The organism is Caenimonas koreensis DSM 17982, from assembly GCF_009646335.1.
Lineage (GTDB): Bacteria > Pseudomonadota > Gammaproteobacteria > Burkholderiales > Burkholderiaceae_C > Ramlibacter > Ramlibacter koreensis.
In genome coordinates, this window is the sequence record NZ_WJBU01000018.1 from 17202 (window position 1) to 30621 (window position 13420).

Consider the following 13420-nt stretch of genomic DNA (forward strand, 5'->3'; position numbering starts at 1 on the left):
TACATTCGGCCGCATGAAAGTCATCATCATCACCGGCGCGTCGGACGGCATCGGCGCAGAAGTTGCCCGCCAGCTTGCAGCTGCTCAGCGCAATTCATTGGCACTGGTGCTGGCTGCGCGCAATCGCGACAAGCTGGAGGCCGTCGCGCAGCAATGCAGTGCGTCCGGCACGAAGACGCTGGTCGTGCCGACGGACGTCGCCCAGGAATCCCAATGCCGCGCGATGGTGGGGCAAACGGTCTCGCAGTTCGGTCGCATCGACGCACTGATCAACAACGCAGGTGTCTCCGCGCAAGCGCTGTTCGGCGACGTGACGGCCGAGGACCTGCATTGGTACGAAGACCTGATGCGCATCAACCTCTGGGGCAGCGTGTGGTGCACCCATGCCGCCCTGCCCCACCTCACGCAAAGCAAGGGCGCCATCGTCGCGGTCTCGTCGCTGGCGGGCTTGATTGGCGTGCCGGGCCGCACCGCCTACAGCGCCACGAAGTTCGCAATGACCGGGTTCTTCGAAGCGCTTCGCGCTGAGCTCAAGCCTGCCGGTGTGAGCGTGACCACCGCCTTTCCCGGCGTGGTCGCAACTGAAATCCGCTACCGCGGCTACAACGCCCGGGGCGTGCCCGCGGGCTCGAGCGGCCTGAAAGAAGACGATGCCATGAGCGTGGAAGAATGCGCGCGCCTCATCATCGACGGGATGAACGGCCGCGAGCGTGAAGTCGTGATGACGGCGCGCGGCAAGCTGGGGCGCTTCCTCAAGCTCATGGCGCCCGGCGTCGTGGAAAACATGGCGCTGGCCGCGCTGAAAGACGACGTACGGCCGCACTGATGCACGGCACGCAAGACGCTTCACAGTGGGTCCAGCGCTGGTCGCACCTGCTGCCAGCCGCATGCGATGTGCTGGATGTGGCGTGCGGCCATGGCCGGCACATGAAATGGTTTGCGTCACGGGGGCACCGTGTAACGGGTGTGGACCGGTCGCAGGAAGCCATTGCTGCCGTGGCCGGGATCGGCGAAGCCGTGCAGGCCGATATCGAGAATGGCCCCTGGCCCTTTGCGGGCCGGACGTTTGGCGCTGTGGTCGTCACGAACTACCTGTGGCGGCCGCTGCTGCCGACGCTGGCGGCGAGCGTGGCGCCTGGCGGTGTGCTGATCTACGAAACTTTTGCTGCGGGCAACGAGACGGTCGGCAAACCATCGCGGCCTGACTTTTTGCTTCAGCCGGGGGAACTGCTGCGTGCGGCGGCAACCCTGCAGGTCGTTGCCTATGAGGACGGCTTTCTCCCATCACCCGACCGCTTTGTGCAGCGGCTCGCGGCAGTTCGCGTCGAGCTGTCGCACGTTGACCCGCAGCACAGCGGTGGAAATCACGGCGGGCACAGCGGTGCGCAGGCGGGCCGGCGGCGTTACACGCTCTAGATACAATCGCTGATTCCCCGGAAACACCTTCCGGACCAGACTCGCTCACATGACACCGATAACAGGCAGCATCGTCGCGCTCATCACGCCGATGCATGAAGACGGCAGCGTGGACTACCCCACGCTGCGCAAGCTGATCGACTGGCACATCGCCGAAGGCACGGACTGCATCGGCGTTGTCGGCACCACGGGCGAGTCGCCGACGGTCAACGTCGACGAGCATTGCGAGATCATCCGCGTCGCTGTCGAACAGGCTGCCAGGCGCGTGCCGATCATGGCCGGCTGCGGCGCGAATTCCACTGCTGAGGCCATCGAGCTCGCAAAGTTCGCCCGCAAGGTCGGCGCCGATTGCCAGCTGCAAGTCGTGCCCTACTACAACAAGCCAACCCAGGAAGGCCAGTACCAGCACTTCAAGGCAATTGCCGAAGCTGTGGGCGACTTCCCCGTTATCCTCTACAACGTGCCCGGCCGCACCGTTGCCGATATGTTGCACGACACCGTCTTGCGCCTGGCCCAGGTGCCCGGCATCGTCGGCATCAAGGAAGCAACCGGCAACATCGAACGTGCCCAGTGGCTCATCCGCGAGGTGCCCAAGGGGTTCTCGGTATATTCCGGCGATGACCCGACCGCTGTGGCGCTGATGCTGTGCGGCGGCCATGGCAACGTGAGCGTGACGGCCAATGTGGCGCCCCGCCTGATGCACGAGTTGTGCGTGGCTGCCGTGAAGGGCGACGCCCGGTCGGCCATGGAGATCCAGCGCAAGCTGATGCCGGTGCACAAGCACCTGTTCGTTGAGGCCAACCCGATTCCCGTGAAGTGGGCAATGGCGCGCATGGGCCTGTGTGGCGGTACGCTGCGCCTGCCAATGACGCCGCTTGCTGTTTCGAATGAAGCCGTGGTGGAAGGCGCGCTGCGTGCAGCGGGCCTTGTGTCCTGAAAATTTTTTCTGTCCGACTGTCCTGCAAGAATCCAGAGGGGATGAAGTGAAGCAATCCGCAAAATTCGTTGGGCTCGCGCTCGTCATGTGTACCGCGCTGTCAGCCTGTTCCGTCCTGGAAGGCGAGAAGGTCGACTACAAGAGCGCCGGCAAAGGCGTCTCGCTCGAAGTCCCGCCCGACCTGAACCAGCTCACGCGCGAAACGCGTTACACGGTGCCCGGCGGCTCGGTCACGGCCAGCGCCTATCAAGTGGGTCAGGCAGCCCCGAACGCGCCCACAGCGACCACCACGCTCGGTGACGTGCGTATCGAGCGCGATGGCAGCAAGCGCTGGCTCGTGGTCAACCGCCCGGCGGACCAACTCTGGGGGCCTGTGCGTGACTTCTGGCTCGAAAGCGGCTTCCTGCTCACACTCGACCAGTCGAGCCTGGGCATCATGGAGACCGACTGGGCTGAAAACCGCGCGAAGATTCCGCAGGACTTCATCCGCAATGCGCTGGGCAAGTTGATCGACTCGGTCTATTCCACGGCTGAACGCGATCGCTTCCGCACCCGCCTGGAGCGCTCGGCCAATGGCGGCACCGAGATCTACATCAGCCATCGCGGCATGATCGAGGTGTACAGCACCACACAGAAGGACCAGACGGTGTGGCAGGCGCGCCCCTCCGATCCGGAACTCGAAACTGAATTCCTGCGTCGCCTGATGATCCGCCTGGGCGTGCCGGCCGAACAGAGCCGTGCCGTGGTCGCCTCGGGCGGCGCTGCGAAGACAACATCGCGCATCGCCACGCTCAACAACGCGCCTGTCGTGCAAATCGATGAAGGCTTCGATCGCGCATGGCGCCGTGTTGGCCTCGCGCTGGACCGCACCGGCTTCACGGTTGAAGACCGCGATCGCGCACAGGGCGTGTATTTCGTTCGCTACGTCGAGCCGAATGCGGCGAAGAAGGACGAAGGCTTCCTGGCCAAGCTGTTCAAGAAGGACGAAAGCGATCCGCCGCTGAAGTTCCGTATCTCGCTCAAGAGCGCGGGCGATACCACCACTGTCTCGGTGTTGAACGCGAATGGCGCAGTCGAAACATCGGCCAACGCACAACGCATCGTTCAGGTGCTCGCAGACGACCTGAAGTAAAGCCGAAGAAGGGCCTGCCACGATGGCAGGCCCTTCTTCTTTGCGCACACGGTACAAAGTTGATCAGATTCAAGAACCTGGGCAGCGGCAGTTCCGGAAATGCAACCGTTGTGCAAGCCCGCAGCGGAACGACCGTTTCGCACCTGCTGGTCGATTGCGGCCTGGGCATCCGCCAGCTTGACATGCGTCTGGGCATTGCGGGCATGCTGGCCGAGCAGCTGGACGCCATCTTCATCACGCACGAGCATGCCGACCACATCGGCTGTGCGCGGCAAGTCGCCCTTCGCGAGCGAATTCCGGTCTACATGAGTCATGGCACCTACGTTGCCTTGGGCGAGCCTGACTTTGGCGGCATGTTGCGCATCGCCAGCGATTCAGTGGCCATTGAAGTGGGCGCCCTTTCGGTCATGCCTTTCACGGTGCCCCATGATGCGCGCGAGCCGCTGCAACTGACCTGCGGCGACGGCGCCGCGCGCATGGGCGTGTTGACTGATCTGGGGCACTGCACATCGCACGTACTGGCCCACCTGGCCGGATGCAGCACCGTGCTGCTTGAATGCAACCATGACACCGAGATGCTCGCGTCAGGCAGCTATCCCTACTTTCTGAAGCAGCGGGTTGCAGGCGCGTATGGTCATCTGGCGAATGACGCGTCAGCCGCTATCGCACAAGCACTGCTGCCCACGGGCCTGAAGCAGGTCGTTGCGGCGCACCTGAGCGAGCAGAACAACAAGCCCGAGCTGGCGCGGCGTGCGCTCGCCACAGCGATGGACTGCGATGAGGCCAGTATCCACGTGGCCGACGGGCCCAATGGTTATGGCTGGCTGACGATTTAGGCAAATGCGCCGGAAAACAAAAAAGCCGCCCGAGGGCGGCTTTTTGTTACCAGGGATGTGATCGCCTGGTACCGGTGAACCGGTAGTTACTTCGTGGCCGAAGCGGCCATAGCGGCGCCCGAAGCGGCCATTGCCGAGCCGGAAGCAGCCATTGCGGAGCCAGAGGCGGCCATTGCGGAGCCAGAAGCAGCCATTGCAGCCGTCGAAGCGGCAGCAGCAGCAGCGTCGGCAGCAGCCGGTGCGGGAGCCGGAGCCGGTGCAGCGGCGGGAGCCGGTGCGGGTGCGGGAGCCGGGGCTTCGGTCTTGCTGCAAGCGGCCAGCGCTGCAGCTGCAATCAGGGTCGCCAGAACGAGCGATTTCTTCATTTCAAAGTCCTTTTATGGGGGTAACAATTTCCGGAAATTGTCTCGGCGAGACATTCGCCACGCAAGACAGAGCCGCAAGCACTCGAGCTCTTACTGCTCAGCCTAAGATTATATGACGTTTCTCACGCCTCAGTACCTGTAGAGCGTCGCCTGAGAGATGAGTACTACGGCGTTACAAGCCCAGTGTCACCGCTGGAAATGAAGGTGAGCTTTTGCCAAGCCATGCGTTCAGGTTTTCGCGCAGCAACAAGCGCCTGTCGGGCTCGCTGCCGCTCACACCGTTGCAGCGCTCAATATCCAGTCGCTGCATCACCCAGCCCGAACTCCAGATCGCGCTCGGCAACTCCAGCGCATCGGCCGAGGGGCAGGCGCGCGCATCGATGATGTGCGACCAGGTCTTGCGCCATGTCACGAAGCGCGCGTGGTTGCGAATGACGACATCGTATTTGCGCGCGAGCAGCGTGCAATGCCTGCCGGTCTTCGACCAGTCCAGCAGCGACTGCGTGACGTCGCGCTCGCCCAGCGGCCAGTCGGCAAAGTCGGCATCAGCCAGAATGATCTCGCGCCAGCCCTCGCGCGCCGCGCAGGCCAATGCATCGCGAACCAGCTGGCGGAATGCCTCGCGGCCTTCAAAGCGCGCCGATGGAAGCGCGGGCGGGTGGTTGTCTTGCGACGCGTTCACAGTCATATGCAGACCCTCAAGTGATGGAGTGCGCCCAGCCGGCATCGCACCAGCTGCGCAAGAGGCCGTGGGCGTCCGCACTCGCGCTCGCAAGCTCCTTCGCGCTCAGGCTTCGCTTGTCGGCCAGTGCATGCATCAGCTTCGCGTCGCGGCCCGAGGCGCGATAGCTGTCGCCATTGATGAAGACGTGCCGGGAGTCGTACATCATGCGGGTTCGGCGGTCGAGTTCGATGCCCTGCATCATGCGGCCCGCCGCATCTTCCTCGCCGGGGTCGAACCATACGCTCGCCTTCGGCTCCGTGAGGTATTCGCCGAGGACTCGCTCGACCAGCAGTGGGTCGGCAAGCGCGCGGCGCATGGCGTCGGCGGCAAAGTTCAACAGGTGTGCCGGAATGTGGCCGGGCGCGTGCGTCGCCTCTTGCCGTGGGTCGGCATAGATCGCCTCGCCCGCAGCATCTGCGGCGTCTTCGGAGATTCGCTGGAGCAACTCACGCGCGAGTTCGCCACGCGCGGGTGAGCGAAATCCTATCGAGTACGTCTGGCACTCGCCTTGCGCCACGCCGTCGTGCGCATAGCGCGGTGGCAGGTACAGCATGTCTCCGGGTTCCAGGACATATTCTTCTTCGGGCTCGAAGTTCGCGAGCACCTTCAGCGGCACATCGTCGCGCAGTTGCAAGTCGCTCTGCCGTCCGATGCGCCAGCGGCGCCGGCCCTGTGCTTGCAGCAAGAAAACGTCGTAGCTGTCGAAGTGCGGCCCCACGCCGCCGCCATCACTGGCATAGCTGACCATCAAGTCGTCGAGCCTGGCGTGCGGCACAAAGCTGAACTGGCGAAGCAGGCCATAGCCGCGCTCGTCGAGCTGGTCGACACCCTGCACGAGCAGGGTCCACTCACGACGCGACAAAGGCGGCAATCCGCGCCGGGCAAAGGGCCCATGGCGCACCGACCACTTGCCCTTGACCTGCGCGATCAGGCGCGACTCGACGTCATCGCGGGCGGCGAGCGCAAAGAGTTCATTGCGTGCGATGGGCGGCGTGAATCCCGCAATCGCGCCGCGCACCAGCAACGGCTTTTTCTGCCAATGACGTTTCATGAACTGGGCCGGCGCGAGGCCGCCCAGCAATGCAAGAGGTTCGGATGTGTCCATGGATTTGCGACAATTCTCCTATGGAAATCACCAAACAATGCGTCGTGGCGCTGACCTGGACGCTCAAGGACACCTTGGGCGAAGTCCTCGACGAGCTGGACGAACCCATCGAATTCATGGTCGGCGGCGACGATCTTCTCGCCCGCATTGAGGATGCGCTGCAGGGTCACACAGCCGGTGACGTGCTGGACCTGCACCTTGAACCAGAAGACGCCTTCGGCGACTTCAACGATCAACTGCTCTTTCTGGAGCCTCGCGGGATATTTCCTGCGGAGCTTGACGTGGGGATGACCTTCGAGGGTATGCCTGCCGGTGGCACGGCATCGGCACCGGCCAACCTGTTCTATACGGTGACCGAGATTTACCCCGAGCACGTTGTGCTCGACGGCAACCATCCGTTGTCCGGCATCGCACTGCGCATTCGCATCAAGGTCGAGGGCGTGCGTGAGGCAACCGAAGAGGAAGTCGGCCTCGGCAGTGCGGGGAGCAGCTTTTTCAAGCCCCCGTCCGGTGCCGGGGATTCAACCGTTCACTAGGCGGATCACACGGGCCAGCGCATGCAGGCCCGGGCTCGATCAACCCTGGTAAATCGTGCCGTTTTCGATCCGCACGCGATCGCCGACTCGCAGGTCTGACGCTGCGGTGACGTCGTACTGACGATAGTTGCCCTGGTCGGTGGTGACTGTCAGGCGATAAATCGGGCCATTCATTGCGCGCAACTGGCCATCGTTGTTGGCCAGGCGGTTGCCCACGACAGCGCCGCCGGCGGCGCCGAGGACTGTGGCAACCACTCGGCCGGTGCCGCCGCCTACCAGGTTACCGAGCGCGCCGCCGACGACAGCGCCGACAATCGTTCCGGTAGTGCTATTGGCACGGCTCGTTCCGGATGTGCCGCTCACGAGCGAAACGTCGGTGATGCGTCCGTACTCGACCACACCCGCCGGCTGGACGCTGGCGACTGTCGTGACGGTCGTTGTCGGACCCGCCGGGTAGGTGTTGGCGCCGTAATACGGCCCGCTGGCGCAGCCGGTCAGGCCGGCGGTGAGTGCAGCGATGGATGCCAGGGTCAGGATGCTCTTGGTGGATTGCATGGTGTACTCCTTCGAGGACTGTGAAGGAGCCATTACAGTCATCGGCGCCGGCGCGAACGTAGCGCCAATGCCGCGCCTTGCTGTAGGCGCAGGGCGCACCGGCATGTGTGTCAATGTTTGCCGGTCGAGCCGTAGCCGCCTTCGCCGCGCTGCGACGCCGGAAACTCATCCACCACATTGAACTGCGCCTGCATCACCGGAACGATCACCAGCTGTGCAAGCCGCTCCATCGGCTGCAGCGTGAACTCGGTGCTGCTGCGGTTCCAGGCGCTGACCATGAGCTGGCCCTGGTAGTCGCTGTCAATAAGCCCGACGAGATTGCCCAGCACAATGCCGTGCTTGTGACCCAGCCCGGAGCGCGGAAGGATCATCGCTGCGTAGCCCGGGTCCTTCAGCCAGATCGCGATGCCCGTTGGCACAAGCTTCCATGCGTTGGGCGCCAGCGTCAGCGGCTCATCGATACAGGCACGCAGGTCGAGCCCCGCACTGCCGGGTGTTGCATACGAAGGGAGCTGGTCCGCCATGCGCGGATCAAGAATACGGACATCGACTTTCATAATCTCCTGGCAATTTCGGCAATGAGGTGGCGCGCAAGCTCAAGCTTGGACGCGCGCGGGACTTCGACGGTGGTGGCGGCATCGACAAGCAGCAGCGCGTTGTCATCGGCGCCGAATGTAGCGGGTCCGATGTTGCCGACAAGAAGCGGCACGCCTTTGCGAATGCGCTTGGCCTGCGCGTGGGCGAGCAGGTCATGGCTTTCCGCCGCGAACCCCACGCAGAACAATGCGCCCGACGTGGCGCGCTCGCTGCCGGCCACAGTGGCAAGAATGTCCGGGTTCTCGGTGAACGACATTTGCGGCGTGTTGCCCGAGCCGTCCTTCTTGATCTTTTGGTCTGATGCTTGTGCGGGACGCCAGTCTGCAACAGCAGCCGTGGCGATGAAGATGTCTGCCAGCTGCGCTTGCGGCACTGTTGCTTCAAGCATCTGCTGGGCCGACTGCACATTGATGCGTGTCACGCCGCGCGGTGTCGGCAAGCTCACCGGGCCAGCGACCAAGGTGACGTTGCCGCCCGCTTCACGCGCGGCGCGCGCAATGGCAAAACCCATCTTGCCGCTGGAGAGATTCGTGATGCCACGCACGGGGTCGATCGCCTCGAAGGTCGGGCCTGCGGTCACAAGAATGTTCTTTCCCGCAAGCGACTTCGGCTGGAAAAACGCGACGATGTCTTCGAGCAGTTCGGGTGGCTCCAGCATGCGGCCATCGCCCGTCTCGCCGCACGCCTGGAAGCCCGAGCCTACGCCGAGGATGTGCGCGCCATCAGCCGTCAACTGCATCATGTTGCGCTGCGTCGCCGGGTGGGCCCACATCTCGCGATTCATCGCTGGTGCGAGCAGCAGGGGCACTTTGTCGATCGGGCGGGCCAGGCACATGAGCGAGAGCAATTCATCCGCCCTGCCGTGCAACAGCTTGGCCATGAAGTCTGCACTGCACGGCGCGACGACGATCGCATCGGCTTCTCGCGAGAGATTGATGTGCGGCATCGTGTTGGGCTCGCGCCCATCCCACTGCGAAGAATAGACGGGCCGGCCCGACAGCGCCTGCATCGTCACGCGGGTGATGAATTGCTCCGCCGCCTCGGTCATCACGACTTGCACGGTGGCGCCTTCCTTGATGAGCGCACGGCACAGCTCGGCGGCCTTGTAACAGGCGATACCGCCTGAGAGCCCGAGCACGAAGTGTCTGCCTGCAAGATCGTTCATGCCACGCAGTGTAATGACGATTGTCGGCCCGTATAATTGCTCTTTACCACCAGCCGGAAACTCAAACGTCCGGCCATGACATGACCAAATTCGTCTTCGTCACAGGCGGTGTGGTGTCTTCCCTGGGCAAGGGAATCGCCTCAGCCTCCCTCGCCGCGATCCTTGAATCGCGCGGCCTCAAAGTCACTCTCATCAAGCTCGATCCGTACATCAACGTCGATCCCGGCACGATGTCGCCTTTCCAGCATGGTGAGGTGTTCGTCACCGATGACGGCGCTGAAACCGACCTTGATCTGGGCCATTACGAGCGCTTCGTCACGACGCGCATGGCCAAGAACAACAACTTCACGACCGGCAAGATCTACCAGTCCGTGCTCGAGAAGGAACGCCGCGGCGACTACCTCGGCAAGACGGTGCAGGTCATCCCGCACATCACCAACGAAATCCAGGAATTCATCAAGCGCGGCGCGCGTTTTGGTGAAGCTGGCGCGGCCGATGTCGCCATTGTCGAAATCGGCGGCACCGTGGGCGACATCGAGTCCCTGCCCTTCCTCGAAGCCGCACGGCAAATGAGCCTGCGCATGGGCACCAATGCCACGGCGTTCGTCCACCTTACGTATGTGCCGTGGATTGCGGCAGCGGGCGAGCTCAAGACAAAACCGACGCAGCACACCGCCAAAGAGCTGCGCGCCATCGGCATTTCGGCAGACGCCTTGATCTGCCGCGCCGACCGCAAGATTCCCGACGACGAACGCGCGAAGATTTCCCTCTTCACGAACGTGCCCGAATGGGGCGTGATCTCGATGTGGGATGTGGACACGATTTACAAGGTGCCGCGCATGCTGCACGAGCAAGGCCTTGATGGCCTGATCTGCGACAAGCTGCGCCTGAACACGCCGCCTGCCAACCTCAAGCGCTGGGACGACCTTGTCTATGAGACGGAACATCCGCGCGGTGAAGTCAACATCGCGATGGTCGGCAAGTACGTCGATCTGTCCGACAGCTACAAGTCGCTCAATGAGGCACTGCGCCACGCCGGCATGCAAAACCACGTGCACGTGAAGATCGACTATGTCGATTCGGAAACGATCACGGCCGAGAGCGTTCGCCAGCTGACCAAGTACGACGCCATCCTGGTGCCCGGCGGCTTCGGCAAGCGCGGTATCGAAGGCAAGATTTCCGCGGCGCGATTCGCGCGCGAAAACAAGGTGCCTTACCTCGGCATCTGCCTGGGCATGCAAGTCGCCACGATTGAATACGCGCGCGACATGGCGGGCCTGAAAGACGCCAACAGCACCGAATTCGAACCCGACACGCCCCACCCGGTCATCGCCCTCATCGCCGAGTGGAAAGACGCCGACGGCACCATCAAGACACGCGACGCCAATTCAGACCTCGGCGGCACCATGCGCCTGGGCGCGCAAAGCTCCGACGTCGTCAAGGGCACGCTGGCCCACAAGATCTACGGCGACGTGGTGACGGAACGCCATCGTCACCGCTATGAAGCCAACGTGAATTACCTGAACAAGCTGCGCCAGGCAGGCCTGGTGATTTCCGCACTGACGCAGCGCGAGCAACTCACCGAAATCGTCGAGCTGCCGCAAGACGTGCACCCGTGGTTCATGGGCGTGCAGTTCCACCCCGAATTCAAGTCGACACCGTGGGACGGCCATCCGCTTTTCAACGCCTTCATCAAGGCCGCGGTGGACCACCAGGCTGCCGGCAACAAATCACTGAAAGCCGTCGCGTGAACGGCGCCGGACCGATCCAGGCCGCGAAGGCCCCCTCGGGGGGCAGCGTCAACGTGGGAGCCACATACCTATGAAGCTCTGCAACTTTGAAATAGGGCTTCACAGGCCCTTTTTTTTGATCGCCGGCCCTTGCGTCGTCGAGTCCGAGCAATTGCAGATGGACACGGCGGGCACGCTCAAGGAGATCACCTCCTCGCTGGGCATCCCGTTCATTTTCAAAAGCAGCTACGACAAGGCGAACCGCTCGTCCGGCACCAGCTTTCGCGGCCCCGGCATGCAGCGCGGCCTGGAAATTCTTGCCAAGGTCAAGAAAGACCTGGGCCTGCCCATCATCACGGACGTGCATTCGGAAACTGAAATCGCCGAAGTCGCCAAGGTTGTCGATGTATTGCAGACGCCGGCCTTCCTGTGCCGCCAGACCGACTTTATCCGCGCTGTAGCGCAGTCGGGCCTGCCGGTGAACATCAAGAAGGGCCAGTTCCTCGCGCCTGGCGACATGAAGAACGTGATCGACAAGGCACGCGCTGCCGCGAAAGAAAAGGGCCTGCCGGAAGACAGCTTCATGGCCTGCGAACGCGGTGCCAGCTTCGGCTACAACAACCTTGTGTCAGACATGCGCTCGCTCGCGATCATGCGCGAGACCGGCGCGCCCGTCGTGTTCGACGCCACGCATTCCGTGCAGTTGCCTGGCGGCCAGGGCACGACCTCGGGCGGCCAGCGCGAGATGGTCCCTGTGCTGGCGCGCGCAGCGGTTGCCGTGGGCATCGCCGGGCTCTTCATGGAAACGCATCCTGACCCGGCCAAGGCCATGTCCGATGGCCCGAACGCCGTGCCGCTCAAGCACATGAAGGCGCTGCTTGAAACACTGCTCGCGCTGGACGCGGTCACCAAGAAAAACGGCTACCTGGAAGAGAACTTCAGTTGAGCGTTGGGCGTTGAGGGTTGGGCGTGGGTGTAAAACCCTTTGCCCGCTCAACGCCAAACGCTGAACGCTTAACCCAAAGGAAAAGAATGAGCGCAATCGTTGACATCGTCGGCCGCGAGATCCTGGACTCGCGCGGCAACCCCACTGTTGAATGCGACGTGCTGCTGGAATCCGGCACCATGGGCCGCGCTGCCGTGCCCTCGGGCGCGTCCACCGGCTCGCGTGAAGCGATCGAGCTGCGCGACGGCGACAAGGGCCGCTACGGCGGCAAGGGCGTGCTCAAGGCCGTCGAGCACATCAACACCGAAATCTCCGAATCTGTGCTGGGCCTCGATGCTTCCGAGCAGGCCTTCCTCGACAAAACGCTGATCGACCTCGACGGCACCGACAACAAGGCGCGCCTGGGTGCCAACGCAACGCTCGCCGTGTCGATGGCTGTTGCGCGCGCTGCGGCTGAAGAGTCGGGCCTGCCGCTGTATCGCTACTTCGGCGGCATGGGCGGCATGTCGCTGCCAGTGCCGATGATGAACGTGGTCAACGGTGGCGCGCACGCGAACAACAATCTTGACCTGCAAGAGCTGATGATCATCCCCGTCGGCGCACCGAGCTTTCGTGAAGCCGTGCGTTACGGCGCCGAAGTGTTCCATGCGCTCAAGTCCATCATCCACGACAAGGGCATGAGCGTTGCCGTGGGCGACGAAGGCGGGTTTGCGCCGAACGTCGACAACCATGAAGCCGCCATCGGCCTCATCCTGCAAGCCATTGAAAAGGCGGGCTATCGCCCCGGCGAGCAGGTCGCGCTCGGCCTCGATTGCGCCGCCAGCGAGTTCTACAAAGACGGCCTGTATCACGTCGAGGCTGAAGGCCTGAAGATCGGCAGCGCCGAATGGACCGAAATCCTCGCGCGCTGGGTCGACAAGTACCCCATCATCAGCATCGAAGACGGCATGGGCGAGAGCGACTGGGATGGCTGGAAGACACTGACCGAGCGCCTGGGCTCGCGCGTGCAACTGGTGGGCGATGACCTCTTTGTGACCAACACGAAAATCCTCAAGGAAGGCATCGACAAGAAGATCGCGAACTCGATCCTCATCAAGATCAACCAGATCGGCACGCTGACCGAAACGTTCGCTGCGATTGAAATGGCCAAGCGTGCGGGCTACACGTCCGTGATCAGCCACCGCTCGGGCGAGACCGAAGACTCGACCATCGCCGATATCGCCGTTGGCACGAACGCCGGCCAGATCAAGACGGGCTCACTCTCCCGCTCCGACCGCACAGCCAAGTACAACCAGCTGCTGCGCATCGAAGAAGATCTGGGCGACGTCGCGGCCTACCTTGGCCGCGCCGCCTTCTATAACCTCCGCTGAAGTCAC

General features: G+C 63.1%; 15 protein-coding genes. 9 read left to right on the top strand and 6 right to left on the bottom strand.

The annotated features are described in order from the left end of the window. Positions 1-13: 13 nt before the first annotated feature. The 5 genes from GHT07_RS16815 to GHT07_RS16835 all read left to right on the top strand — a co-directional run bounded on the left by GHT07_RS16815 (position 14) and on the right by GHT07_RS16835 (position 4321). A complete protein-coding gene (locus GHT07_RS16815; RefSeq protein WP_153586259.1) occupies positions 14-826 on the top strand; it encodes an SDR family oxidoreductase in 813 nt (270 codons plus the stop codon). Further along, a complete protein-coding gene (locus GHT07_RS16820) occupies positions 826-1416 on the top strand; it encodes a class I SAM-dependent methyltransferase (RefSeq protein ID WP_153586260.1) in 591 nt (196 codons plus the stop codon). The genes GHT07_RS16815 and GHT07_RS16820 overlap by 1 nt, the downstream gene beginning before the upstream one ends. A gap of 49 nt (positions 1417-1465) precedes the next feature. Beyond that, entirely contained in the window at positions 1466-2353 is an 888-nt protein-coding gene (gene dapA / locus GHT07_RS16825) for a 4-hydroxy-tetrahydrodipicolinate synthase (RefSeq protein ID WP_153586261.1), read from the top strand. Positions 2354-2438: 85 nt separating this feature from the next. Then, entirely contained in the window at positions 2439-3485 is a 1047-nt protein-coding gene (bamC, locus tag GHT07_RS16830; protein WP_153586337.1) for an outer membrane protein assembly factor BamC, read from the top strand. Between the two features lie 59 nt (positions 3486-3544). Further along, the gene (locus GHT07_RS16835; protein ID WP_153586262.1) at positions 3545-4321 is read left to right on the top strand and encodes an MBL fold metallo-hydrolase; all 777 of its coding nucleotides are present in this window, start codon (positions 3545-3547) and stop codon (positions 4319-4321) included. Positions 4322-4407: 86 nt separating this feature from the next. On the opposite strand, the gene GHT07_RS16840 is transcribed toward GHT07_RS16835, so the two are convergent. The 3 genes from GHT07_RS16840 to GHT07_RS16850 all read right to left on the bottom strand — a co-directional run bounded on the left by GHT07_RS16840 (position 4408) and on the right by GHT07_RS16850 (position 6515). Next, positions 4408-4686: a hypothetical protein gene (locus tag GHT07_RS16840; protein WP_153586263.1), complete on the bottom strand. Its 279-nt coding sequence runs from the start codon at positions 4684-4686 to the stop codon at positions 4408-4410. A 172-nt stretch (positions 4687-4858) separates the two neighbouring features. Then, positions 4859-5374: a hypothetical protein gene (locus tag GHT07_RS16845; RefSeq protein WP_153586264.1), complete on the bottom strand. Its 516-nt coding sequence runs from the start codon at positions 5372-5374 to the stop codon at positions 4859-4861. 10 nt (positions 5375-5384) lie between these two features. After that, complete coding sequence (locus tag GHT07_RS16850; RefSeq protein ID WP_153586265.1) at positions 5385-6515, bottom strand: ribosomal protein uL16 3-hydroxylase; 1131 nt, start codon at positions 6513-6515, stop codon at positions 5385-5387. Positions 6516-6535: 20 nt separating this feature from the next. On the opposite strand from GHT07_RS16850, the gene GHT07_RS16855 reads away from it, so the two are divergent. Continuing rightward, positions 6536-7051 (top strand): FKBP-type peptidyl-prolyl cis-trans isomerase, encoded by a 516-nt coding sequence (locus tag GHT07_RS16855; protein ID WP_153586266.1) that lies wholly within the window; start codon positions 6536-6538, stop codon positions 7049-7051. A gap of 39 nt (positions 7052-7090) precedes the next feature. On the opposite strand, the gene GHT07_RS16860 is transcribed toward GHT07_RS16855, so the two are convergent. The 3 genes from GHT07_RS16860 to coaBC all read right to left on the bottom strand — a co-directional run bounded on the left by GHT07_RS16860 (position 7091) and on the right by coaBC (position 9368). Beyond that, a complete protein-coding gene (locus tag GHT07_RS16860) occupies positions 7091-7606 on the bottom strand; it encodes an outer membrane lipoprotein (protein ID WP_194792973.1) in 516 nt (171 codons plus the stop codon). A 110-nt stretch (positions 7607-7716) separates the two neighbouring features. After that, the gene (gene dut / locus GHT07_RS16865; protein WP_153586268.1) at positions 7717-8163 is read right to left on the bottom strand and encodes a dUTP diphosphatase; all 447 of its coding nucleotides are present in this window, start codon (positions 8161-8163) and stop codon (positions 7717-7719) included. Further along, on the bottom strand, positions 8160-9368 hold the full coding sequence (coaBC, locus tag GHT07_RS16870; RefSeq protein ID WP_153586269.1) for a bifunctional phosphopantothenoylcysteine decarboxylase/phosphopantothenate--cysteine ligase CoaBC: 1209 nt from the start codon (positions 9366-9368) through the stop codon (positions 8160-8162). The genes dut and coaBC overlap by 4 nt, the downstream gene beginning before the upstream one ends. 80 nt (positions 9369-9448) lie before the next feature. Between coaBC and GHT07_RS16875 the strand changes: the two genes are divergently transcribed. The 3 genes from GHT07_RS16875 to eno all read left to right on the top strand — a co-directional run bounded on the left by GHT07_RS16875 (position 9449) and on the right by eno (position 13414). After that, complete coding sequence (locus tag GHT07_RS16875; protein ID WP_153586270.1) at positions 9449-11119, top strand: CTP synthase; 1671 nt, start codon at positions 9449-9451, stop codon at positions 11117-11119. Between the two features lie 70 nt (positions 11120-11189). Further along, positions 11190-12044, top strand: coding sequence for a 3-deoxy-8-phosphooctulonate synthase (gene kdsA, locus GHT07_RS16880; RefSeq protein WP_153586271.1), 855 nt, complete (start codon positions 11190-11192; stop codon positions 12042-12044). A gap of 86 nt (positions 12045-12130) precedes the next feature. Continuing rightward, entirely contained in the window at positions 12131-13414 is a 1284-nt protein-coding gene (eno, locus tag GHT07_RS16885; RefSeq protein ID WP_153586272.1) for a phosphopyruvate hydratase, read from the top strand. The last annotated feature ends 6 nt before the right edge of the window (positions 13415-13420 follow it).